This is a genomic window from Bradyrhizobium sp. Leaf396, from assembly GCF_001424605.1.
GTDB lineage: Bacteria > Pseudomonadota > Alphaproteobacteria > Rhizobiales > Xanthobacteraceae > Bradyrhizobium > Bradyrhizobium japonicum_C.
The window spans coordinates 81,168-105,215 of the sequence record NZ_LMQJ01000016.1; the positions used below are offsets into that span (position 1 = coordinate 81,168).

Consider the following 24,048-nt stretch of genomic DNA (forward strand, 5'->3'; position numbering starts at 1 on the left):
GTATCATGACGCTCCAGACCCGCATCCATGCCTCTCGCCGGTCGCCGACGGCGCTGGTTGCCGGCGGTGCCGGCTTCATCGGATCGCATCTCTGCGATGCACTTCTGCAACGCGGCAACACGGTCATCTGCGTCGACAACCTGTTCACGGGGACCACCGACAACATCCGGCCGCTGCTCAATCACCCGAACTTCCGCTTCATCGAGCATGATGTGCGCGACCCCATCGAGATCGAGGGCGATATCGACCGCATCTACAGCCTGGCCTGCCCGGCCTCACCCCGGCACTATCAGACCGATCCAGTCGGGACGATGAAGACATGCGTGCTCGGCTCGATCAACCTGCTCGAACTCGCGCGGCAGAAGGGCGCCAGGATCCTTCAGGCCTCCACCAGCGAGGTCTACGGCGACCCCGAAGTGCATCCGCAACCGGAATCCTACCTCGGCAACGTCAACCCGATCGGGCCTCGGGCCTGCTACGATGAGGGCAAGCGCGCAGCCGAGACGCTGATGTTCGACTATCATCGCCAGCACGGGACCGAGATCAAGGTCGCGCGCATCTTCAACACCTACGGCCCGCGCATGCTCGAGAACGACGGGCGCGTCGTCTCCAACTTCATCGTGCAGGCCTTGCGCGGAGAGCCGATCACAATCTACGGCCAGGGTACGCAGACCCGCAGCTTCTGCTTCGTCGATGATCTCGTGCGAGGCCTTCAACTCCTGATGGAGAGCCCCGCCTCGGTTACGGGTCCATGCAATCTCGGAAATCCCCACGAGGTCACCATCGAGGCGATCGCTCGCAAAGTGCTGGAATGCACCGAATCGACCTCCCCGCTACGGTTCGAAGCCTTGCCCAAGGACGATCCCAAGCGCCGCAAGCCCGTGATCGATACCGCAGAGAAGATCCTCGGATGGCGCCCGCGGGTGGCTCTGAAGGACGGCCTTCAAGCGACCATTGCCTACTTTGCGCTGCGTATCGCGGCGGAGTCGCCCGCACTTGTGCCAGCCATAGCCCAACGCAAGATCCGTCATGCTGCACGCGACCGCCTGACCATGTCCCAACAATCGTGACGGTCGGCGCGCCTACGCAGCCGGCAAGGCGAAGGAGAATGTTGCGCCGCCCCCCGGCTCATGCCCAGCGAGCAGCTCGCCGCCGTGCTCACGCACGATGCCATAGCTGATCCAGAGGCCAAGCCCTGTCCCCTCGCCCACCCGCTTGGTGGTGAAGAACGGCTCGAAGATGTGGCCGATGTGATCCTGGTCGATTCCCGGACCGTTGTCCGATATCCGGAACAGGATTTCGTCGCCCTGGCGCGCCGCCGAGACGACCAGCCGCGGCGACTCGGTGCCGCGCATCGCGTCGATCGCATTCTCCACGAGATTGACGATCACCTGGTGCAGCTGCCCCTCATTGCCGGAAATCCAGAGCCCCGGTTCGATCTCGATCTGCAGATCGATGCGCACCTGCTTGGTGCGCACGGCCCACAGCACCGCGGTGTTGATCAGCCGCTCGATGTCGACGCGCTCGACTTCGCCAAGCTTGCTGAAGGAGAGTCGGCGTAGGTTCTTGACGATCTCGCTGATGCGGATCGCCCCTTCCATGGTGCCTTCGATCAGCGGGCCGAAATCTTCCAAGATCTCGTCAATGCGCAGGCTTCGCCTTTGAGCCGAAAGATCGCCCTCTCCGGATTTGCCGTGGACCGCATCGAGATAGGTGACGATCGCCGTGCGGTAGCGCATCAAAGTATGGACGTTGCCATAGACGAAGCTGATCGGGTTGTTCAGCTCGTGCGCGACCCCCGCAACGAGGCGACCAAGGCTCGCCATCTTCTCCTGCTCGACCAGCTGCCGCTGGGCCCGCTGCAGTTCATGATGCGCCTTGTGCAGCTCCTCATAGGCGCGGCGAAGCTCGCCGATCGGACGCCCCGTCAACACCACGCCGATGAATCGGCCGCGATGATCATGACGGGGTGATCCGTTGATCGCAAACAGATCGGAGCGGCCGCCTGCGCCAGAAAATCGCAGCTCGCCGTCGACGACGTCGGAGGCGCTACGCGGCTTCAGGAGCGGGACCAGCTTGGCCTTGTCCGGGGCATCGATGACATCAGCGATGTTCTTTCCGACGATGTCCGCGGCGCTGCAGCCGAGCGTGTGCTGAAACGCCGAATTGACCTGCTGCACCAACCCTCTTGCATCGCAGACGATGAGGATGTCCGAGACGGATTCGATGACGTTCGTGACGAACGCCTGCGCCTCCTCGAGTTCCGCATTCTTGTGCTCGAGATCGACTTCATAGCGCAAGAGGTCGGAATAGACCTCGTCCATCTTGCGAATGACCTCGATCCAGGCGCCCTCGCGCTCATGGTCGAGCTCGATCGCACCGCGACCGGCGATCAGCTTGAGCAGTGGTTCGGTTTCGCCGGCGTCAGGAGGATGCGTCGCCTTTGCCATTTTTTCTCAAATCGTACCTGGACAGCTTGTTTCTGAGACCGACGCGCGAGAGCCCAAGCTCGCTCGCGACCCGGCTGATATTGCCTTCGTAACGTTCCAGGCAGCCGATGATAACCGACTTCTCCAGATCCTCCACCTTGTCCTTCAGGGTCGCCGACCCATTCAATCGGCCGTGGATTGCGGCGCCCGGCTGCCGGCCGTTACGCCGACCCAGCAGCGAAGGAGCCTGCAATTCATCCGCATCCGCCAGCACCGCCATACGCTGGATCTCGTTCTGCAGCTCGCGGACGTTGCCAGGCCAGTGGTAACTAGCGAATGCATCGAGCGCCGCGGCCGCAAATCGCAGGCCCGGCCGGTTGAAGGACGTCTTCACCGACGACAGCACCCCCTGCGCGATCAATGGAATATCCATCGGTCGCTCGCGCAAGGCCGGCATGTGCACCGGAAACGCCGCCAGGCGATAATAAAGATCGCGCCGGAAGCGGCCCGCGTCCACCTCGGCCTCGAGATCCCGGTTGGTCGCCGCCACCACGCGGACGTCGACCTTCCGTACCCGCTGTGCGCCGAGCGGGCGGATTTCGCTCTCCTGCAGGACGCGCAGCAGTTTCACCTGGAACGCCGGCGAGGTTTCGCCGATCTCGTCGAGGAAGATGGTCCCGCCGTCGGCGACCTCAAACAGCCCGATCCGGTCCTGATAGGCGCCGGTGAAGGCGCCCTTCTTGCAGCCGAACAATTCGCTTTCGAGGAGTTCGTCAGGCAATGCGCCGCAGTTCTCGACCACGAAGGCCTTGCCAGCGCGGGCGGAGCCGTAGTGAATGGCGCGCGCGAGCAGCTCCTTTCCAGTGCCGGACTCGCCCGTGATCAGCACTGATATGTCGTAGTCCGCGGCGCGTTTTCCCAGCTCGATGACCTTGTGCATGGGACTGTCGGGCGAATGCACGATGCGATCGAAATCATAGAGCTGCTTGGCTACCCCGCGTTTGACCGAGACAACCTTCTTGATGTGCCCGGGTGTCGCCTTGACGTCGACGCCAGCCGTTTCCGTCTCCTTCTGCAGACGATAGAGCTGAACGGCTTCCTTCACGATGTCGACCAGCCGATCCGGCTGCCACGGCTTCGTAATGTATTGATAGATGCCGGCCTCGTTGAGGCCCGCAATGATGTCCTCGGAGTCCGAATAGCCGGAGATGATCATCCGCACCGGATCGGGCCAGAGCTCACGCACGCGCTTCAGGAAGCTCACGCCCGATTCATGAGGCATGCGCTGGTCGCAGAGAATGGCGTGGACGATCTCACCCTCCAGCAGCTTCTCGGCGTCGGCCGCATTGCCGGCGCAAAGCACCTCGAAATCATCCCGGAGGACGCGCCGCAGCGCCTCCTGCGAACGGACCTCATCGTCAACGACGAGAATGGTTCCCTGAATGCTCATGAGGGCACAGCCATGCCTCTGGGCCGTCCGGCTGCGCGCCGCGACCGGTGACCGGCGATGGTCAGCGGCGTGCGCGACTTCGGCACCTTGTGGATGAAATTGTAGCGGGCGACGTGGTAGCTCGGATCAAAGCCGTAGAAATTCAGCCTCATCCGCCGCAACTCATCGTCACGATAGGCCTGCAGCGACTTCTCGGCCTCATCTGCCGCACGGCGCCGCTTCTTGTCGGCCAGACGCGCCGCAAAGCCTCGATCCGAAGCTGCTGCAGCAGCAAGCTCCTCGAGGCTTTCGCGTCCGCACCCGCCGCTCACGAGCACACGATCGACGATGCCGAGGCGCTGCGCCTCGGCGACACCCACCGGCAGCCGGCACTGCGTGATTCGCTCCGAATTCTCTGCGCCCGCGCGACGCGGCAACAGATAGGTCCAGTATTCGGAGCCGAAGAGATTGCCCATGTCCTTGTAGTGCGGATTTAGGACGACCTGATCACTGGCCCAGACCTCGTCGGCAGCCAGGCTCAAGAACACGCCCCCCGCACCCGCATTGCCACGAATGACCGATATGACCAGCCGATCCGTCGTCTCGATGATCGCGCGTGCAAGATCGTCAATGGCATTGATGTTGCGCCAGGATTCATCGGCGGCACTGTCTGCGGCCTCGATCTCGGCCAGATGAATGCCGTTCGACCAATAGTCACAGCCGCCGGTCAGAAGGAGGGCTCTTGTCGGCCGCGCCAACGCGGCCCGGTAGGCGTCCAGCAGTGCCTCGCAGTCGCCGGTCGCCATGGCGCCATTGTAGAAAGAGAACTGCAGTTCGCCGACCTCGCCACGCTCGCGATACTGAATGGGAGCATAGCCGCAACCGGGTCGCCGCGGAAGTTGCGCGGCTTGCTCGGCGAACACCTTTGCCGCAGATCGCTTGAGGCTCTTCGGTGCAAGCTGCCGTACATGGCCGATCCAGATTGCTCCGTCGACCGTCGCGCGGGCTAAAGCACCGTCGCATTGTGCAACGACCGTGCCGGGAACGCCGGAGATCTCTCGCGCTTCATGGGCATCGAAGAGCCGCACGTCCTGGAGGAACAGGCTATCGACGAGGCCCGGCGTGCCGTCGGCGCTGTTGATCTTCCGCAGCACGGTCTCAGTCGTGTCGTGCTGCCAGTCTATCGCTCGGTCCGACCGGCGGCAGGGCCCGCGCACGCGAATGCGCGGATCGCCCACGTGCATCGGCTGCGGCGTCGGCCTTCCCGCTTCGATCGCATCGATGGCCTCCAGCACCGCCTCGACGGCGCCTGTCGTCACCTCCCTGCGATAGATGCTGGACTTGGTCGCGCGGCGCATGGGAAACCCGCGGAAGGTCCAGACCGGGCCGGCGTCAAACTCACGATCCGCCTGGAGCACCGTGACGCCCCATTCGGTCGCGCCTTCGAGAATGGCCCAGTCGAGCGCCGCCGGCCCGCGATCACCGGGCGGCCCAGGGTGCACCACCAGGCAGCGCACGTTGCGCCAGACGTCTTCGGGAATCGCCCGCTTGAGGAACGGCGCGATCACCAGGTCCGGCTGGTAGAGCGCCACGCTCTCGCGCGTGACGTCGGGATGGATGTCGAGCTCGACCGAGATCTCGTGGCCGCGCTCGCGCAACTCGACATGAAGTCGCTGCGTCAGGCTGTTGAACGAATGCGACAGGAGCAGGATGCGCATCGTGAGCCTCAGCAGATCCGCGGCAATTGCTCGCCGGACAGCCAGTCCACGATACGGCCGCCGCCAAAGCTCGTCGCCATCTGCACGAAATGATGATCGTCCGCGACAGCTTCGCCGATGTCGGCGGCATCGCGGCCGAGCCGATGTCCGCGCATGGCCGCGAGCACCGCGCCGGCGACGTCGGGCGCAACGATCGCGACCAGCTTGCCCTCGTTGGCGACATGGAGCGGATCGAGCCCCAGCAGTTCACAGGCTGCCGCCACGCCCGGCTTGACCGGGATCTGTTCCTCGATGAGGTGAAAGCCGAGGCCGGACTGGTGGGCGATCTCATTCAAGGTGGCGGCGAGCCCGCCGCGCGTGGGGTCGCGCATCAGCCGGATACCGCGCCCGCCGGCTTCGACCATTTCGGCGACGAGATCGTTCAGTGGCGCCGAATCCGACACGATCTCGGTCTCGAAGGTCAGATTCTGCCGCTTCGACATGATGGCAACACCGTGGTCGCCCAAGGTGCCCGAGATCAGGACACGATCGCCGACGCGCGCGTTCTCCGCCGAGAGATCGAGCCCATCAGGCACGACGCCGACGCCGGCGGTCGAGATGAACAGACCGTCCGCCTTGCCGCGCTCGACCACCTTGGTGTCGCCAGTGATGATGTGGACGCCGGCGACGCGCGCCGCCTCGCCCATCGATTCCGCGATCGTCTTGAGGTCGCAGAAGCGGAAGCCCTCTTCGATGATGAAGCTCGCCGAGAGATAAAGCGGTCTTGCGCCGGCCATGGCGATGTCGTTGACCGTGCCGTGCACCGCAAGCGAACCGATATCTCCGCCAGGGAAAAACAGGGGCGAGACAACATAGCCATCGGTCGTCATGACCATGCGCCCGTCGCCGACATCGAATGCCGACTGGTCATTACCTCGCGCCAGCCATTCATTGCCAAACGCCTCGTGGAACAGCCCCGAAATCAGCTGCGCCATGGCGCGGCCGCCCGATCCATGGGACAGGTCGACGCACCCGTTCTTGATATCGAGCTTGCGCTGATAGGCCCTCATGATGCCCGCCTCTGCTGATGGTCGCGGAAGCGGCCATAGGTCCAATGCGCGGCGCAAGCGCCTTCCGAGGAGACCATGCAGGATCCCATCGGCGTCTCCGGCGTGCACACGGTGCCGAACAGCTTGCAGTCGACCGGTTTCTTCACCCCGCGCAAAATGGCCCCGCACTCGCACGCCGGATTGTCATCGACGCGAAGCTCGCTCATGCCGAAGCGGACCTCGGCGTCGTATTTCGCGTAAGTGCGCTTCAGCTTCAGCCCGCTATAGGGAACCTGCCCGAGCCCGCGCCACTCGAACTGGTCGCGCAGCTCGAAAATGTCGGAGACCTCCTCCTTGGCGCGCAGATTGCCGTCGCGCGTGACCGCTCGGCTATACTGGTTCTCGACCTCATGCCTGTTCTCATTGACCTGGCGCACCAGCATCAGGATGGCCTGCATCATGTCGAGCGGTTCGAAGCCCGCGATCACCACCGGCTTTCCGAACTCTTCCGCGAAAAACTCGTAAGGCGCGGTGCCGATGATGGTCGAGACATGAGCGGGCCCGACGAAGCCGTCGATCTCGATGCGGCCGATCTTGCGGATGTCGGGACTCTCCAGAATGTTCTGCATCGCCGGCGGCGTCAGCACGTGGTTGCAGAACACGCTGAAGTTCTCGAGCTGCTTCTTCTCGGCCAGCCGGATCATGACCGCGGTGGGCGGCGTCGTGGTCTCGAATCCGATCGCGAAGAACACGATCTCGCGTCCAGCATTCTCCTCCGCGATCCTGACAGCATCAATGGTGGAATAGACCATGCGGATGTCGGCGCCGCGCGCTTTCGCTTTCAGGAGCGAGGCGCCCTGCGAGCCCGGGACGCGCATCAGATCGCCGTAGACGCACAGGATGACCTCCGGACGCTCCGCGAGACGAATCGCCATGTCGATGCGCCCTGCCGGCAGCACGCAGACCGGGCATCCGGGGCCATGGATCATCCGCACGTTCTTCGGCAGCAGGTCTTCCAGACCGTAGCGCGAGATCGCATGCGTATGGCCGCCACAGAACTCCATGAAACGGTACGGCCTTCCCGGATCGGTCTCCGCTTCAATCGTCTTCGCAAGTCCCAATGCGATCGCTTTGTCGCGAAACTCATCCGCATACTTCATGACGCGGCTCCGTGTGCCTCAGCGCTCAGCTCACACAACAATTCGAGGGTGCGCCGCGCTTCGTCCGGATCGATCTTGGTCAAGGCGTAGCCGACGTGGATGATCACGTAGTCGCCGACGGCAAGGTCTTCGATCAACGCGACCGATATTTCCTTGCTCACGCCGTCGATCGAGACGATCGCCATCTCATCGGGCAGGATCTTTGTGACCTCTGCGGGTATCGCAAGACACATCAGACTGTTCCTTCCAGGCCTTGCCGTTCGAGGAATGTTAGCGCGGCAATCCAGGCCTGTCCGAGGCTGAGCCCCCCGTCATTGGGCGGCATCTGGCGTGGCAGGAGCGGCGAGAGGCCGATCGCCTTGCAGCCGCGTTCGATCTCCACCGACAGAACCCTGTTGAGGAAGCAGCCGCCGCTCAAGGCGACCGTCGTGATGCCGGTCGCGCCTGCCGCACGGCTGATCCAATCGACGCAGGCAGCGGCAAGCGTGCCGTGGAACAGCTCGGCCCCTTCGACAGGATCGATCGTCCCGGCAGCCAAGCGCGCGAACAAGGGAGACAGCGACACTACGCCGCTTTCGATGATCCAGCCGTCTTTGGCGATGCGCGGTGTGCGGACATGCGCCTCGAGCTTCATCGCAGCCTCGCCCTCATAGCTCTGAATCTCGCAGAGGCCCAGCAGCCCCGCCGCCGCGTCGAACATGCGGCCGGCGCTGGTCGTCGTCGGCACCCCAGGCTGGTCCAGCATGGCGCTGAGGCGCGCGGCCTGAGGTTGTGCACAGAACCTCGTCGCGATCGCATCGCCTCGCCCCAGACCATGCAGCGCGCTGGCGCCCATGCGCCACGGTTCGCGCGCGGCGCGGTCGCCGCCCGGCATCTTCATCGGCGCCAGATGTCCGAGCCGCCGGACGCGAGCACCGTCGCTGGCAAGGAGCTCGCCGCCCCAACTGCCCCCGTCGCTGCCGCGACCGAAGCCATCGAGCACCAGCGCCAGTGCCGGCCCTGCGACGCCATGTTCCGCCATTACGGAGCCCGCATGAGCGTGGTGGTGCTGGACCGCGATCAGCGGCTTCCCCATGGCCTCGGCGAAACGAGTCGAGGCCATGTTCGGATGCAGGTCGTGGGCGACGACCACCGGCTCGACGTCCAGCGTCGACAGCAGGTGATGCACCGTCTCCTCGAAGAAGCCGATGCCTTCCGCGGTGTCGAGGTCTCCAATGTGCTGGGAAACAAACGCCTCGTTGCCACGGGTGATCGTCACGGTCGATTTCAATGCGCCACCGACCGCGAGGATCGCCGGCACCGAACAGGCGAGGCGAACCGGCTCGGGGACGTAGCCGCGCGCACGGCGAATGAATTGCGTCCGGCCCGCGACCACCGCCGCCACGGAATCGTCGGCCCGGCTCACGATGTCGCGGTCATGGGTGACGATGAGGTCGGCAATGTCGGCAAGGCGCCGTTCGGCCTGGCGATTGTCGATCAGGAGCGGCTCGCCGCCGGGATTGGCGCTGGTGGCGACGATCGCCCACGCCTCGCCGGTCCGCGGATGCGTCGAGTTCAGCGCATCGAGGATCAGGTGATGGAGCGGAGCGACCGGCAGCACAACGCCGAGACGCGACAGGCCCGGCGCGATCGCCGGCGCCAGCCGATGGCGCGAGGTCATCAGCACGATGGGCCGTGGCGACGTCTGCAGTAACGCAAGCTCGGTAATGTCGGCCTCGGCGATCTCCGCAACCGCATCCACCGATCCGACCATGACCGCAAAGGGCTTCCGGTCGCGCTGCTTGCGCTGCCGTAGCCGCCGTACGACGTCCTCGTCGCGGGCATCGCAGAGAAGCTGATAGCCGCCGAGCCCCTTGATCGCGACGATACTGCCGCCAGCGATTGCGTCGGCAATGTCCGCGATCTCATGGCTGAGCCTTGGGCCGCACTGCGCGCAGGCAATCGCCTCGGCATGGAAGCGGCGGCTGTTGGGATCGACGTAGTCATCCGCACAGGCCCTGCACATCGCAAAGCCCTTCATGGCCGTGGTCGGACGGTCATAGGGCAGCCGCTCGGCGATGGTATAGCGCGGGCCGCAATGGGTGCAGTTGATGAACGGATAACGATAGAAGCGGCTGGTCGGGTCGAACAGCTCGCGCAGGCATTCCTTGCAGGTAGCGGCATCGGCGACGATGCGCGTCGACACCCTGCCCTGCTCGCTCGCGCGAATACAGAACTCCGTACTCGCCACCGCCCCAACAGGGTGCACCGAGATTTCGTCGATTCGGGCGAGCGGGGGCTTTTCGAGCGGTAGCGCCGTGACGAAGTCGGCGGCACGCTCGCCTTCAACCTCTATGACGACCCCGTGGGGATCATTGGCGACGAAGCCGCCCAGGCGATAGCGCGCGGCGAGACCGTAGACATAGGGGCGAAATCCGACGCCTTGCACGGCGCCACGCACATGCAGACGTAGCCGCCGGCCGCCCAGTGCTGTGACCTCGCCACCCATCCGTCACTCCGCCGCCGACATTGCGGCCGGCTTCGTCGCGCGAGCCCGCTTGCGAATCCAGGCATGGAACGTCGCAAAGCCCTCGCCTGTGCGCGCCGATACCGTCATCACCTCGATCCCAGGGTTGACCCGGCGCGCATATTCGACGGTCTTGGCAAGGTCGAAATCAAGCACCGGCGCGAGATCGATCTTGTTGATCAGCATCAATGAGGCCGCGGCGAACATATCGGGGTATTTCAGCGGCTTGTCCTCGCCCTCGGTGGTCGAAAACACGACGATCTTGCAGGCCTCGCCGAGATCGAACGCCGCGGGGCAAACCAGATTGCCGACATTCTCGATGAACAGGATGCCGCCGTTCAGCCACGGCAAACGGTCATAGGCCTGGCCGACCATGGCGGCATCGAGATGACAGCCCTTTCCGGTGTTGACCTGGATCGCCGGCACGCCGGTGGCACGGATACGTTCGGCATCGTTGGAGGTCTGCTGGTCGCCCTCGATCACACCGATCGGGAAGCTTTCCTTCAACTCCGAGACCGCGCGGACCAGAAGCGATGTCTTCCCGGCGCCGGGGCTGGAAACCAGGTTGAACACAAGCACTTCGTCCGCACGGAAGCGCGCGCGGTTCTCGGCGGCGAGCCGGTCGTTCTTGCCGAGAATATCGCGTTCGACCTGGATGATGCGCTCGCTGCTCATGCCCGCGATCTCCTGGCCGGCCGGATTCGCGCCGCAATCGAGCAATCCCACCCCATCGCGGGGCTGATCATGGTGATGATGGTGGACATGATCGTGGCCGCGCCCATAACCATTATGATCATGGTGGTGTCCGCCGTGGCCATGATCATGGTTGTGGCCATGGTCATGCTCATGGCCATGATGATGATCATGCGCGTGTTCGATGGACGCCTTGCCGTCGCTGCAGCCGCAGACCGTACACATCAGTCGACCTCCAGTTCCCTTACCCGCATCTCTTCGCCGCCCGTCACCTGCAATTGATAGCCGCCGCAAGAGGGGCACGGCTCGTAGCGCTGCTTGATCTCGACGCTCTTCGAACAGGCCATGCACCAGGCCCTTCCCGGTGTTTCGACGATCTCCAGCCTTGCGCCTCGTGCGATGGTTTGCGCCGCGACGGCCTCGAAGCAGAATTTCATCGCCTCCGGGGCGACATGGCTGAGCGCGCCGATCTCCAGGCAAACGACATTCACCTTGGCAAAGCAACGCTTGCGCGCCTCCTCCTCGACGATGCCGATGATGCCCTCGCACAGCGCCATCTCATGCATGGCCCGTCTCACGGAAGCTGAGGTTGAAACCGACGCAGGGGTCGAACGACCCGATCAGTGCGCGCACCGTATCCTGCCCCCTCCGGCCAGCCGACAGCATCGCCCCCTTGAGGCTCCGAACCAACGGTCCGCGGGCGTGAAAATTCCACTCGGTCGGCGCCAGGAACTCGAACCTGACGATGCGATCCCCGTCGTCAAGCGAGACGGCGTGATAGAGCCGGCCACGCGCGCATTCGACCGCCGCTGCGCCCTTGCCTGCGCCGAGCCGATAGCTCGCGATGGCACCGTCGCCTGCATCCCGATCAACGCCCTCGAGCCAGGCGCACAGCCGCGATATCTCGGCGATGCGCGCCTTGAGCCGCGCGGCCGTGCCCGCGGCCGGCGGGACGGGTTCGCGCCGCGCCCGGCGCGCCCAGACACCGGTCTCCGGAATTCTGCCGCAGAGTTCCGGCGCGTCGGAATAGGTTGCCCCGTCCGCGAGCAGACGCGTCACGACCTCGAGATCATCCGCCGCTGTGAGAAACGATTGCTCGACCGCCGGCGGCGACAATCCCTCACCCCCGCCTCGTTCGACATAGGCGGCGAGCGCGCTGCCCGGCGCGAGTGCCTGGCCTTCGCCGGTCATCCCCAGAGCAGCGAGCGCAGCCTTGATCTGTGCCAGCACCTCACCCCGCAAAGGATCCGACACGGCTTCGCTCGCGCTGCCGAGGACCGTGCTTGCCTGCAGCACGGCACGAACGGCGGCTGCGCTGGTGCCATTGAGCGCAAACGGTCCAACAAACAGCCCCCGCAGCAATTCGGTCAGCCGTTCGACAACGACCGGAGTGACGCGACGGCGCGCGGTCGCTTCGGTCACCTCCTGCCCCTGCGCCGCTTCGACCGCCGACAGGAACGCCATCTGGTGGGCGACCGAGCACAGCGAGAACAGCCGCGGCAGCACCGGAAGCAGGGACTGGGCCGGCTTTCCCGCAAACAGCCGCGTCAGCGGCGGCCTGCTGCGCGGCTGGATCGCCACGTCGGCGATCTCGGCGCCGGCAAGCCACACCGTGATGTCGATCTCGTTGCGGAAAGCAAGGCTCATCCGCGCCGCTCCGTCAAAGCACCGCGCAGGAAGTTGCGCCGATCGATCGGGGTTGTCGCGGGCTCGCGGCGACGAACCGCCTCCTCGCTGTCCGCCGGCAACATCAGTTCGGCGAGCGCGGCTTTTGCCGTCGCCCGCGCCGCCGCCATGTCCGCGAACTGGAACATCGGCGAGAACAGCGAACAGCTTGCGATCCGGCCAACCTGTCCGACCTCGCTCAGGGTGAATTCGATATCGCCTGCGGGGAAGCGGATGCGCATCGTCGCAGCCGGGCCGTCCCGCACTGCGCTCGGCGGCATCACCACATTCATGAACCACGGCGTGACCATGACGCCGACGATCGTGCCGTTGAAGCGACGAAACCCGACCGCCTCGACGCCGAGCGCTTCGTTGTAGATCGGCAGATCTCGCATCGCGCGCTCGCCGATCTCACGATAGCTTTCGGCCAGAAGCTCGCCCCACGCCACGGCGTCGACGTCAGGTCTTGGCGCGCTCGCCGTCATGACTCGATCGCCATGAACTTTGACTTCGGCGCGTCGCAGTTCGGACAGTGCCACTCATCCGGCAGCGCAGCAAACGGCGTGCCGGGCGCGATCTGCGCGACCTCGTCGCCGTCGGCCGGATCGTAGACAGTCCAGCAGATGCCGCATTCCAGCCGCGTGGCTTCGGCAACGTCCTGACGCACGCCAAAATTCTCGAAAGCGGTCATTTGAAGTAGGCCTCGATGATCTCCTGCAGCCGCTCGGCGGAATCCTCGAAATCCTCGTCCGCTGCAAGTGCGACAGTCGGCACACCGCCGACTTCCAGCGTATCGAGAATGATGGTGTCCATGGCGTTGAAGAACTGCACCGACCAGACATTACGGATGCCGGTCGATAGCACCCGACAGGTGCCGTAGCCGCGCGAGACGAGCTGGATCGGTCCGTTCCGGATCGTATCCTGCAGGAAGCTCATATCGACCGGGCTCATCGGCAACAGCGTGAAATTGATGATCTGCGAGCGAATGCCGGGCCGCCAGGCCAGCGCGCGTTCGCGGATCTCCGCAAGCACCGGCAGCACGTTCATTGCCCCCTCCGGCGCCTGCCCGATCTCGAAATCGGCGGAGGTCAAATCGGCGGCCGCGCGTCTGACGATCTCCGGAATGGCACCGATCTCCAGGTATTCGGAGGTCGCGTCGGTCTCGAGCCGCACGCGCCAGATGCCGGCCAGGACCGATTCCTGGATCTGCGCCAGCGATCCGTCCGGCAGCGCGACGACCCCGCCGACCTCCCCCTCGCCGAGCACGTCCGCCACGAGCTTGCTCTCGAGTTCGTTGAGGTTGGCGAGACGAAACAGCTGGGTTGGCGCATCCGCCTTCTGGGCCGCGACGGCCGCCGCGATTTTCGAGAGCAGCGCGACCGCGTTCGGACAGCTCTTGGCAAGTTCCGCGCTGTCGAGCGTTGCAAGTTTTGCAAGAGCGCCGGCTGCCGTCAGGCTGCCGTGCGACGCGTTGAGACTTTCTTCGCCGATCGGAAACACGCTGACCGGTTGCTCGGCGCCGTCAGGCGCATCCCAGAAGCCGACCTTCATAGCGTGACACCTCGTGCGCGGTGCTGAGGAACGATGGTGACAGCGACGGCGGCGTTTTGCCCGCGCGGGCGGTCTATCAGTTTCGTGATGCGGTCGATGTAGACCGACCAGTCCTGGATCTTGGCGATCAGCCCCAGCGTCTCGCCCTTGGCGACGAAGACCAGCGTAGGCTGCACGCGTATGCCGAAACGCTCGCCGAGCGCTCGCTCGGCATCGCGCGCGATGACCGCGCCACGAAGCCGATCGCCGAACGCGCCGATCAACTCCGGCAGCACCACGGCGACGTCGATCGCCTCCGGGAAACGGTTGGGATCGCCCGCCGACAGCAGCACTGCGATCGCACCGGCTCCGTCGGCTCCACCCAAGAATGGATCGATCGTGGCGGCATCGACCTCAGGCAGGCCGTGCCGCGCCAGATCTTGCTTCCCCACCTGGAATTCCATCACACCCCCCCTGACAAGCTTTTGATTTTGCTCGTCATAGGATTAGCAAGGCACATGCCAGGACGAACCAGCAAATCCGACGATCTAGCTAATTGATTCACATAATATATTTTTATTCGCGCGGAAGCATACATCCATTGATGGCAAGATACTTTCCACCTTGGGTGAAATCAACCTTTGCATCTAGAAAGCCACCTTCCACTGGCGCGCAATGTCGCGAGCCGATCTGGCGCGCGGCACAATGAACCCCGACGCAGAGGCGGGCTTACTCCGACCGAAGGTGTGCAGGCAGTTGCGGCTCGCGACCAATCAGGTCGGCGAAAAAGCGGTCGCAATCCTCGCCATCGAGTGCGGCGCCAAGGCCGTCAATTGCAGCCCCGATCAGGCGGGCCTCTTCCTCATCGAGCAGCCGGATTGCGGTATCGATGTAGACCAGCACGTGGGCCCCGACCGGCGGACTGGAAAGCAGCAGCAGCGAGACGCGGCGCTGCTCGCCACGAAATTCGCACAGCGCCGACATCCCATCGGTCTCGACAATCGTCATCGGCAGGCCGAGGCACATCGCGCTTTCTCCAAAAGGGCCGCGCCGTCAGGCCGGCCGCATCTCATAATTGAGATGATCGATGTCGTTGCCGAGCAGCCGCTCGGATGCCGGCAATGGTTCGCGGCGCGGCCGCACCTCCCCCCCCCACTCGGCCAAGATCTGACAGGCAAGATCGATCGCGGGCGCGATCTGGCCCCGCACGGGCGCCGTCAGCGGCCCACCCCAATCTTCGAGGTCGAGCGGCTGGCAGCCGATCAACACGAGGTGTTTCGGGCATCTGCCGAGCAGATCAGCTGCGCTGATCACCTCCTGGAAGCCGGTTTGGTGCAGGCTCATCTTCTTGGCGCCGGTGAAGCGCGGCACCTCGTCGTCGCGTACCAGCTTCAATTGGCCCGGCGCGAGGCCGTAGTCGATGGCATCGAACACGATCAGGCGGTCGGCCTCTTCCAGATAGTTCACGAGGTAGAGACCCTGCGTGCCGCCGTCGAGAATGGTGACGTTGTCAGGCACGTCGTAGCGACGGTGAAACTCCTCCACCGTACGCACGCCAAAGCCCTCGTCGGCCCACAGGATATTGCCGATGCCGAGCACCAGAATGCGGTTGTCTTGCGAGGATGTCGGCATCGATAGCGTTCCCGTCTCAATCGCGGAATTGCCGTTCGCCCGATATCATCGAGGAGATGATGCTCTGGCGCGACATGATGTCCTCGCGGATCGCCGCGTAGATGTGCACCGTCACGAACACGACCAACGCCCACATGCCGAGGTGATGCCAGGTGTGGACGTCCTGGCTGTTCGGCCAGATCGCAAACACCCAGCCGAACAGCTTGTACTGCCAGCTGTCGATGCCCATCCCTTCCGAATAGAGTGCAAAGCCGGTGACGATCATGAAGGCCACGAACAGCGTGAAACCCGTGAACATCGCGGTCTGCGCCAGCGGGTTGTGACCAACATACATCTTCGGCTCGCGCTCCAGAAACGCGTACCAGCGGATCTCGTGAAGCACTTCCTTCCAAAACTGCTTGCGATGAACCGGAATGTAGAAGATTTGCCGCGAGTGGTGATTGCCGACGAAGGCCCATAGGATACGCGTGAGAAAGAACACCGCGAGCACCTGTCCCGCGGCGAAATGGGCGAAGCGGATGTAGCCCATGACGAAATGATCCGACGCCTCGCCTGCGACCGTCGGCAGCGGCGAGCCGATGAAATAACCGGTCACCATCAGCACCAGAATCGAGAACGCGTTCACCCAGTGGCAGATCCGCACCGGTGCTTCGTAAACATAGACGGTGGGCCGCCCCACCGCACGTTCTCCGGAAGCGTCGGCCGCGATCGCCGCGAGGTCGGGCCTGCCGTCCGAAGCAGGAGCAATTGCATCCATCATGGCGACCTCCTACCTGACCTTGATCTTGGCGAGTTCCTGGCCGTCCGGGCTCATGACGTGCGTCGAACAGGCGAGACACGGATCGAATGAATGGATCGTGCGCAGGATTTCCAAGGGCTGCTCGGGATTGACCATCGGCGTGTTCAGGAGTGATGCTTCGAAAGCACCGATGTTTCCCTTGGGATCGCGCGGCGAGCCGTTCCAGGTGGTCGGCACCACGCACTGGTAGTTGTCGATCTTGGTGTCCTTGATCTTGATCCAGTGCGCGAGCGCGCCACGCGGGGCCTCGGTGAAGCCGACGCCCTTGGCCTCCTTGGGCCAGCTCTCCGGCTTCCACTTGTCGACGTTTGCGGTCGAACTGTCGCCGGCTTTGATGTTGGCGATCAGCTTGTCCTGGAAGTACCGCATCTGGCGCCCGGCCCAGACCGATTCGAGCGCACGCGCCGCAGTGCGGCCGAGCGTCGAGAACAGCGCCGACGTCGGCAGATTAAGATCCTTCAGGAACTTGTCCACTGGGTCCTTGAACTCCGCCTTGTTCTGCGCGTAACCGACGACCCAGCGCGCGAGGGGTCCCACCTCCATGGCGTGTCCCTTCCAGCGCGGCGCCTTGATCCAGGAATACTTTCCGCCCTCGTCGAGCTGCTCGATCGCGGTCTTGGTGCCCTTCGCATTGGCTCCCAGCACGTAGTTCGGCTCGGTGATGCCGTCCCAGGGATGCAGTCCCTTCGTTTCATCGGGATATTTATACCAGGAGTGGACCACGAACTCCTGGATCTCGTTCGGGTTGGCGTGATCGACCGGAAACACCTCGGACAGATTGCCGTTGATGATGGCCCCGCGCGGCAGTTTCAGGCTCTTGTCGGAGTAGTCATTGGCATGCTCGGGCACGTCTCCGTAGGAGAGCACGCTCTGACCCGAAAGGCCGCCGCCATAGAGCCAATCCTTGTAGAACGAGCCGATCGCCGCCACGTCGGGCAGATAGACCTGCTCGTTGAACTGGATCAGTTGATCGATGATCGACGAGATCAGGTTCAACCGCTCCATGTTGATGGCACCCACCGCGCCGGTGCCGTCGACATTGATCGGACAGGGCACGCCGCCGACTAACCAGTTCGGATGCGGGTTTTTGCCGCCGAAGACAGTGTGAATCTTGACGATCTCCTTCTGGAAATCGAGCGCCTCCAGATAGTGCGCCACCGCCATCAGATTGGCCTCGGGCGGCAGCTTGTAGGCCTTGCTGCCCCAATAGCCGTTCTTGAACGGTCCGAGCTGCCCGGACTCGACGAACTTCTTCAGCCGGGTCTGCAGATCCTTGAAGTAGCCCGGCGACGACAGGGGCCAGCTCGAAATCGACTGCGCCAGCGTCGAGGTCGCGCGCGGATCGGCCGAGAGCGCGGAGACCACGTCGACCCAATCCAGCGCATGAAGGTGATAGAAATGAACGACGTGGTCGTGCACCTGCAGCGCCAGCTGCATCAAATTGCGGATCGAATTGGCGTTCTCCGGAATGGTGATCCCGAGCGCGTTCTCGACCGCGCGCACCGATGTCAGCGCGTGGGTGCCGGTGCAGACTCCGCAAATCCGCTCGGTGAACGCCCAGGCGTCGCGCGGGTCGCGGTTCTTCAGGATCACTTCGATGCCGCGCCACATCGTGCCGGTCGAAACCGCATTGCGGATGACGTTATCGGCGTCGACATTGACCTCGACCCGCATGTGACCCTCGATACGCGTCACCGGGTCCACGACGATGCGCTTTCCGGAATTGTCGAGATTGAAGCCGTTGGGAGTCTGGATACCCATGATTGTCCTGCCCTGCTGTGTCTTTTCGATCAGCTGTTGTGGTCGGCGTCTTCGCGCTTGGTCGCGAGCCGCTTGACAGCGGTCACAGCCGCATGCGCCGCCACCGCGGCGCCGACGGCGCCGGCCGCCACCATGCCGATCTGGTCGGCGTTCTTCTCGATGCCGAACTGCTTGATGCTGGTGAGACGGTCGTAGAACGAGCCCTTGTCCCAGAAGCCGTCCTCGGAGCAGCCAATGCATCCATGGCCCGACTGGATCGGGAACGAGACACCGCCGTTCCAGCGCACGGTCGAGCACGCGTTGTAGGTGGTCGGCCCCTTGCAGCCCATCTTGTAGAGGCAGTACCCCTTGCGCGCGGCCTCGTCGTCCCACTCCTCGACGAACTGCCCCGCGTCAAAATGCGGGCGCCGGTAGCACTTGTCATGAATACGCTGCGAGTAGAACATCTTCGGCCGGCCCTGGCGGTCGAGCTCGGGCAGCTTGCCGAAGGTGGTAATGAAGGTGACGACGCCGGTCATCACCTCGGCGATCGGGGGGCATCCCGGCACCTTGATGATCGGCTTGTTGGTGATCACCTTGTCGATCGGCGTCGCCTGCGTCGGATTGGGCTTTGCCGCCTGCACGCAGCCCCAGGAGGCGCAGGCGCCCCAGGCGATGATCGCCATCGCGTCCTCGGCCATCATCTTCAGCTTCTCGACGAACGGCTTGCCGCCGTCGATGCAGAACATCCCGCCTTCGTTCAGCGGCGGATTGCCTTCCACCGCGAGAATGTACTGGCCTTTGTGCTTGGCGCGGGTCTCCTCGAGGATGGCTTCGGCCTGGTGGCCAGCAGCCGCCATGATGGTGTCGTCGTAGTCGAGCGAGATCATCGACAGCACCGCATCCTTGACCAGCGGATGCGCGGAGCGGATGAAGCTCTCCGAACAGCAGGTGCATTCGAGGCCGTGCATCCAGATCACGGGCACGCGCGGCTTGGTCTCAAGCGCGTTGGCGATACGGCTCGCCGCCAGCGGTCCGAGGCCGAGGCTGGTTGCCGTCAGGCTGCAGAATTTGTGAAAGCTCCGACGCGTGATGCCTTGCCGCCTGATCACGCTGTAAAACGTTTCCGTCGCCGCGCCCATGAATCCTCCCGCCTTCGGCTTTGACTTTTCGATGACGCCAAAGACAGCAAGAAGCAGGCCAACGACTTGGAACGATTCAAAAGTGAAGAGATTCCAAAACCTTGCGCATGGAGCCGCGTGGGCGGGCGGTCCAGCGCGAGGCTAAGAACACCAGAAACGGAAACAACTCGATTTGCAGTCGAAAAGGAAGTTTCCGGTCAGTGCGCAGTGCACACCATGCAGGGATCGAACGAACGCACGATATGCTGGATCGCGACCGCGCGCGCGCCGGCATCGCCAACATCAGTGCCGACCAGCGCCTGCTCCAGCGGACCACCAATGTCGAAGGAATCGCGCGGGGAAAAATTCCAGGTCGTCGGTGCGATGATCTGGTAACGCTCGATCTTGCCGTCGCGTACCGCCATCCAATGCCCAAGACTGCCGCGCGCAGCCTCGACGAGGCCGACATAGCTGCCGTTCGGGACTTCCCGCCCACCGTGACAGAACGGCTCAGACAGCCGCAGCGCGCGCGTCCACTGCTCGATCGCGAGCGCAATCCGCGCAGTCTCGATCAGCCGCGCGATCACGCGGTTGCGCACATTGGTGCCGCTGATCGAAACCAGGTCGGTAATCAGCGCCTGCCCCGCCACGGTCTGGCGCGCGATGGCGCCGACCTCGATAGGCTGTCCCGACAGCCGCGGCGCCTTGCACCAGCTGTAGCCCGCCGGCTTGTCCGGGTCCGGGACCGTGCGGCTATGGGCCGGATCGGCGGAAGATTCCCGCATCCACGCGTGAGAGACATCTTCGGTGATCTGCGCCAATGGCAACGGCTCGATCGCAGCACGCGGGCCGAACAGGCCGCGCGGAAACAGCTCGCCGTCGGGACCATGATAGGCGCCATAGCTCATCATCAAGCCGCTGCCCTTGCCGAGCCCGGTGAGTGCGAGACGATCGGCAAGCCGCAGGAAATGGGCAAAATCGCCGCCACGGCCGTCGCGCCAGCGATCGAGCTCGTCCGCGGTCGCAATCGCCAGCACATTCTCCAGCGCATCTGCGAACACGACACGCTCGAGAAAGCTACGGAAGGCCGTCGCGATGGACAGCAGCCGGACGCGCTCGCCGAGATCGATGGCGCGCGTGGTTCCGCCAGGCTGGAACGCGAGGCTATGCGGCCATTTTCCGGCGATGATGCCCATGATCTCAAGCAGTCGCGCCCGAGCCGGCAAAGCGTCGCGCGCCGCGCTGCCGCGGGTGGCGGCGAAGCGCTCGCGCGTCGCCTCGTGCCAATCATGCGCGGCGTAGGCCTCACGGGCAAAGTCCGGCATGAAGAAGATATAGAAATGGGTCAGGTGGTCGGCCGCGTTCTCCGCAGCATGCGCAATATTGGTCGCAAGCAGTCCATTGGGCGCGGCCTCGATAGCCATCGCATCGCGCAGGGCCGCCGCCGCGGCCACCGATTGCGAAACCGAGCAAATGCCGCAGATCCGCGGCGCCAGCGCCAGTGCATCGAGCGGCGGCCGCCCTTCGAGGATCTGCTCGAAACCACGGTAAAGCGGTGCAGTCACCTCGGCACGCACAACGCGCCCGCTCTCGACGTCGAGACGGACTTCGAGGTCGCCTTCGACACGGTTGAATGGGCCGATCGTGATGCGCGTCATGATGATCGTTTGGCCGCGGAGCCGCCGGGTGGCACCACCACGTGATCGGCGGTCGCATTCAACCGTACCCGCCGCGGCGTCGCCGATTTCGACAATGCCGCGAGCGCGACAAACCAAGCCTTTGGCATGTCGGTAGGCAGTCCGACCGGAATGCCCGCGAGCTTGGCGGTCTCAAGGAAGTTCTGTGCACCTTCGAAACCCGGCGATGTGCAGGCAATGCAGGCATAGCCGCCTTTGGTGCAGGAGCCGCCCCCGTTCCAGGAGCGCTGGTTGCAATCGCCCACCGCCTGCGTCGCCTTGCAGCCGAGATGCTCCATCAGGCAGCCGCGCTCCGACATCGTCTCCGCGCTGGCCTTGAACTCGTAGAACTCGTTCCGCGAACAGCCATGATGGGCCAGATGGTTGGCGATGAACTTCGGCCGTCCATATCCGTCGAGGTCAGTTGCGGCAAGATCCTTGGTGGTCAGCGCCAAGATGGTTTCCATCATCCAGCCCGGGTGCGGCGCGCAACCCGCGACGTTGATGACGGGCAGACCAAGCCGCGAGCGGAATGCCGCGCCCAACGCGCCACCACTCTCGGATCCCTCGAACTGCAGGCCGACGGCATCGGTCGGGTTCGAGCCTGCGGCCGGAACCCCGCCATAGGCCGCGCAGCTTCCGACTGCGATCACATAGTCAGCACGCGGCGCAAGGTCGAGCATCCAGCTGTAGACGGAGCGATTGGTGCCCGCGAGCATGTTGAAGCGGCCGGTATCATGCGGCCCGCGGGCGACCGAGCCTTCCAGAAGAAGCAGGTCGAGCCGAACCCTGCCGTCGAGCACGGACTGCAGGACTTCGAGCGCTTCCTCGCCAGTCTCTTCGCTAACGGACGGATGCCATAGCAGATTGACGCCGAACTGCCGGAGTTCGTCGAACCAGCCCGAGGCGCCGCTCTCGAGAATCGACATGGTGCATCCGCCGCAACTGGCGCCCTGCAGCCAGAGCACATTGGTCATTCCGTCGGATGGGCGCATCTCGTTTCTCCCGCTCGCCCCCAGCTTCAACCGCTCACCAACGAAGCGCAAGAGGCTCGTTCAAAGGCTCAGTCGTGGACGCCCGGCATCTCGTCGTGTTTCAAGTGCCGCCTGCGGATATTGCGGGTGACGATCCAGATCACGGCGACAGCCACCGGAACGAAGATGGCGGTCGCGAGCGAGGGTTCGACATGGAGGCCGCCATCATGCGCGCCCTTGGCGACATAACCGAACAGGCTGACGACGTAATATCCGATGGCCGCCACCGACAAGCCTTCAACCGTGCTCTGAAGCCGCAATTGCAGCCGGGTGCGTTCATTCATCGAGCGCAGCAGATCGCGATTCTGCTCCTCGAGCTCGACGTCGACGCGCGTGCGCAACAAATCGGCCGCCCGCGCGAGCTTGATCGACAAGTCGGCCTGCCGATCCTCCATCGTCGCGCAGGTGCGCATCGCCGGTGCCATGCGGCGGGCGAGGAAGGAGGACCAGGTCGGATAGCCCGCAACCTCGCCGCCTTCGATGACGGCGAGACGGGCCTGCACGATATCGTAGTAGGCCCGGCTGGCCCCAAAACGAAACGAGCTGCCGGCCGCTCCCCTCTCCAGCGACGCGGCCAGAGCGGTGAGTTCGCCCAGGAGGTGGTTGTTGAGCTTGAGACCTTCAGCGCGCTGCATCTCCTCGAGCACTTCGACGAGCCGCCTGCCGATATGATCGACGGAGGGTGCAAGCTCGAGCGCAGCGGGCAAGCCCAGCAGCGCAAGCGTGCGATAGGTCTCGATCTCCAGCACGCGCTGCACCAGGGCGCCGAGACGGCCCGGCGACAGACCGTCATTGCACACGAGAATGCGGACGAAGCCCTGCTCGTCCGTACGGAAGTCGGATGCAACGACGGCCGGCCCGCTGCGGACCGCGGCTATGGCGAGGCTGCCTCTCTCGAAAAGCTGCTGGGCACGCTCCAGCGCCACCGAGGTCGGTTCGACCTCGAGCTTGACTGCAACCAGCAACTGACCGGACTGAGGGAGCGATCGGATCAATGCGGCGGCCTCGTCGCCAATCTCGCCGAACCCGCGAGGGGACGCACCAGGGTTGCTCAGGATCCAGGTGAAGGTGCTGAATTCCGAGTGCTGCTCCCAGCGGAGCTGGATCCCGTCGATTGTCACCTGATGGTGTTTGGCCCCGGCATCAGGCGTCGCCTGCCCGTGCGATGTACAGAATAGGACGAACTTCTGCCGATCGGCTGCGGCGCCCTCGCCCTCGTTGAGAAAGGCGAAGCGCAGCACCGTAACCGGGGCCACCAGCCGGGTGAATGGACGAGCATGCACCTCGGCCAGCACCGCACCACGCTGCGGATGCAATTCAAAGCCAGCGAGATCGAGCTCTCGGTTCATCAGCGGTCCTCTGCTACGCCTTCAGGTCGCGATGTATCCAACGACCGCATCATTGCTGGTTATACAAGGATGCGGTGACCGGCCAAGCCGGGGCCTTCCGGTGCGGCGCGACGGAACCGTTTTCTTTTGCCCTCGGCGCTCGCCACGGCTGCTGTGGGTGGGCGGCCGTGCGCGTGAAGGACTGTTGCTCTGCGCGAGGGCGGGGCCTTCGTCGGCGCGCAGCGCCAAGGTCGAGAGTGCGTCAGCGCGCAGCCTCGGTGGCCGGACTCAGGCCGCCTCGGCCGCATCCGCGCATTCCAAGACTTTCGTTCCGGCACGGTGGCGCCCGTCCCCGACAATGCGGCGATGGAGCACGACCGAGACGAGCCAGGCGATCGCGAACAGCGCGATGACCACGAAGCCGACATTGGCAAGCGACTCGTTGAGGCTCTCGACCAGCATCCACATGCCGCCGGAGAGGCCGAGGCGGTCGCTGATCAGCCCAAACGCCTCGACCCCGCCGATGAACAGCGCCACTGCGACGGAGGCCCCGGTGATCG

General features: G+C 64.2%; 24 protein-coding genes. 1 reads left to right on the forward strand and 23 read right to left on the reverse strand.

What is annotated here, in order from left to right:
* Window positions 1-5 precede the first annotated feature (5 nt).
* Complete coding sequence (locus ASG57_RS17580; protein WP_024338445.1) at window positions 6-1,070, forward strand: UDP-glucuronic acid decarboxylase family protein; 1,065 nt, start codon at window positions 6-8, stop codon at window positions 1,068-1,070.
* Window positions 1,071-1,082: 12 nt separating this feature from the next.
* Here ASG57_RS17580 and ASG57_RS17585 read toward each other — a convergent pair whose 3' ends face one another.
* From ASG57_RS17585 to ASG57_RS17695, 23 genes are all read right to left on the reverse strand, one after another.
* Entirely contained in the window at window positions 1,083-2,450 is a 1,368-nt protein-coding gene (locus tag ASG57_RS17585) for a sensor histidine kinase (RefSeq protein WP_024338446.1), read from the reverse strand.
* Window positions 2,425-3,879 (reverse strand): sigma-54-dependent transcriptional regulator, encoded by a 1,455-nt coding sequence (locus tag ASG57_RS17590; RefSeq protein WP_024338447.1) that lies wholly within the window; start codon window positions 3,877-3,879, stop codon window positions 2,425-2,427. Before ASG57_RS17590 ends, ASG57_RS17585 begins: the two co-directional genes overlap by 26 nt.
* A complete protein-coding gene (locus tag ASG57_RS17595) occupies window positions 3,876-5,576 on the reverse strand; it encodes a hydrogenase maturation protein (protein WP_057196872.1) in 1,701 nt (566 codons plus the stop codon). Before ASG57_RS17595 ends, ASG57_RS17590 begins: the two co-directional genes overlap by 4 nt.
* Window positions 5,577-5,584: 8 nt before the next feature.
* Entirely contained in the window at window positions 5,585-6,625 is a 1,041-nt protein-coding gene (hypE, locus tag ASG57_RS17600; RefSeq protein WP_024338449.1) for a hydrogenase expression/formation protein HypE, read from the reverse strand.
* Window positions 6,622-7,764: a hydrogenase formation protein HypD gene (hypD, locus tag ASG57_RS17605; RefSeq protein ID WP_024338450.1), complete on the reverse strand. Its 1,143-nt coding sequence runs from the start codon at window positions 7,762-7,764 to the stop codon at window positions 6,622-6,624. The genes hypE and hypD overlap by 4 nt, the downstream gene beginning before the upstream one ends.
* On the reverse strand, window positions 7,761-7,997 hold the full coding sequence (locus tag ASG57_RS17610; RefSeq protein ID WP_024338451.1) for a HypC/HybG/HupF family hydrogenase formation chaperone: 237 nt from the start codon (window positions 7,995-7,997) through the stop codon (window positions 7,761-7,763). The genes hypD and ASG57_RS17610 overlap by 4 nt, the downstream gene beginning before the upstream one ends.
* On the reverse strand, window positions 7,997-10,252 hold the full coding sequence (hypF, locus tag ASG57_RS17615) for a carbamoyltransferase HypF (RefSeq protein ID WP_024338452.1): 2,256 nt from the start codon (window positions 10,250-10,252) through the stop codon (window positions 7,997-7,999). Before hypF ends, ASG57_RS17610 begins: the two co-directional genes overlap by 1 nt.
* A 3-nt stretch (window positions 10,253-10,255) precedes the next feature.
* Window positions 10,256-11,188 carry a hydrogenase nickel incorporation protein HypB gene (gene hypB / locus ASG57_RS17620; RefSeq protein WP_024338453.1) on the reverse strand — a complete coding sequence of 311 codons (933 nt, stop codon included), beginning with the start codon at window positions 11,186-11,188 and terminating at the stop codon, window positions 10,256-10,258.
* Window positions 11,188-11,529, reverse strand: coding sequence for a hydrogenase maturation nickel metallochaperone HypA (hypA, locus tag ASG57_RS17625; RefSeq protein ID WP_024338454.1), 342 nt, complete (start codon window positions 11,527-11,529; stop codon window positions 11,188-11,190). The genes hypB and hypA overlap by 1 nt, the downstream gene beginning before the upstream one ends.
* Complete coding sequence (locus ASG57_RS17630; RefSeq protein WP_024338455.1) at window positions 11,522-12,610, reverse strand: nickel-dependent hydrogenase large subunit; 1,089 nt, start codon at window positions 12,608-12,610, stop codon at window positions 11,522-11,524. Before ASG57_RS17630 ends, hypA begins: the two co-directional genes overlap by 8 nt.
* On the reverse strand, window positions 12,607-13,113 hold the full coding sequence (hybE, locus tag ASG57_RS17635) for a [NiFe]-hydrogenase assembly chaperone HybE (protein ID WP_024338456.1): 507 nt from the start codon (window positions 13,111-13,113) through the stop codon (window positions 12,607-12,609). The genes ASG57_RS17630 and hybE overlap by 4 nt, the downstream gene beginning before the upstream one ends.
* A complete protein-coding gene (locus ASG57_RS17640; RefSeq protein ID WP_024338457.1) occupies window positions 13,110-13,319 on the reverse strand; it encodes a rubredoxin in 210 nt (69 codons plus the stop codon). Before ASG57_RS17640 ends, hybE begins: the two co-directional genes overlap by 4 nt.
* On the reverse strand, window positions 13,316-14,179 hold the full coding sequence (locus ASG57_RS17645; RefSeq protein ID WP_024338458.1) for a hydrogenase expression/formation protein: 864 nt from the start codon (window positions 14,177-14,179) through the stop codon (window positions 13,316-13,318). Before ASG57_RS17645 ends, ASG57_RS17640 begins: the two co-directional genes overlap by 4 nt.
* Window positions 14,176-14,622, reverse strand: a complete 447-nt coding sequence (locus ASG57_RS17650) for a thioredoxin domain-containing protein (RefSeq protein WP_024338459.1) — start codon at window positions 14,620-14,622, stop codon at window positions 14,176-14,178. The genes ASG57_RS17645 and ASG57_RS17650 overlap by 4 nt, the downstream gene beginning before the upstream one ends.
* Window positions 14,623-14,887: 265 nt before the next feature.
* Window positions 14,888-15,184 carry a HypC/HybG/HupF family hydrogenase formation chaperone gene (locus tag ASG57_RS17655; RefSeq protein WP_024338460.1) on the reverse strand — a complete coding sequence of 99 codons (297 nt, stop codon included), beginning with the start codon at window positions 15,182-15,184 and terminating at the stop codon, window positions 14,888-14,890.
* Between the two features lie 27 nt (window positions 15,185-15,211).
* The gene (locus ASG57_RS17660; RefSeq protein ID WP_024338461.1) at window positions 15,212-15,790 is read right to left on the reverse strand and encodes a HyaD/HybD family hydrogenase maturation endopeptidase; all 579 of its coding nucleotides are present in this window, start codon (window positions 15,788-15,790) and stop codon (window positions 15,212-15,214) included.
* A gap of 16 nt (window positions 15,791-15,806) precedes the next feature.
* A complete protein-coding gene (gene cybH, locus ASG57_RS17665) occupies window positions 15,807-16,550 on the reverse strand; it encodes a Ni/Fe-hydrogenase, b-type cytochrome subunit (RefSeq protein WP_057196873.1) in 744 nt (247 codons plus the stop codon).
* Window positions 16,551-16,559: 9 nt separating this feature from the next.
* Window positions 16,560-18,350, reverse strand: a complete 1,791-nt coding sequence (locus ASG57_RS17670) for a nickel-dependent hydrogenase large subunit (RefSeq protein WP_024338463.1) — start codon at window positions 18,348-18,350, stop codon at window positions 16,560-16,562.
* Window positions 18,351-18,379: 29 nt separating this feature from the next.
* Window positions 18,380-19,471: a hydrogenase small subunit gene (locus ASG57_RS17675; protein ID WP_024338464.1), complete on the reverse strand. Its 1,092-nt coding sequence runs from the start codon at window positions 19,469-19,471 to the stop codon at window positions 18,380-18,382.
* A 197-nt stretch (window positions 19,472-19,668) separates the two neighbouring features.
* Window positions 19,669-21,108, reverse strand: a complete 1,440-nt coding sequence (locus ASG57_RS17680; protein ID WP_024338465.1) for a nickel-dependent hydrogenase large subunit — start codon at window positions 21,106-21,108, stop codon at window positions 19,669-19,671.
* Complete coding sequence (locus ASG57_RS17685) at window positions 21,105-22,121, reverse strand: NADH-quinone oxidoreductase subunit B family protein (RefSeq protein ID WP_024338466.1); 1,017 nt, start codon at window positions 22,119-22,121, stop codon at window positions 21,105-21,107. Before ASG57_RS17685 ends, ASG57_RS17680 begins: the two co-directional genes overlap by 4 nt.
* 68 nt (window positions 22,122-22,189) lie before the next feature.
* Window positions 22,190-23,509, reverse strand: coding sequence for a DUF3422 domain-containing protein (locus tag ASG57_RS17690; RefSeq protein ID WP_024338467.1), 1,320 nt, complete (start codon window positions 23,507-23,509; stop codon window positions 22,190-22,192).
* A 267-nt stretch (window positions 23,510-23,776) separates the two neighbouring features.
* The coding region (locus ASG57_RS17695) for a HoxN/HupN/NixA family nickel/cobalt transporter (protein ID WP_502690799.1) at window positions 23,777-24,048 on the reverse strand (272 nt) is incomplete at its 5' end.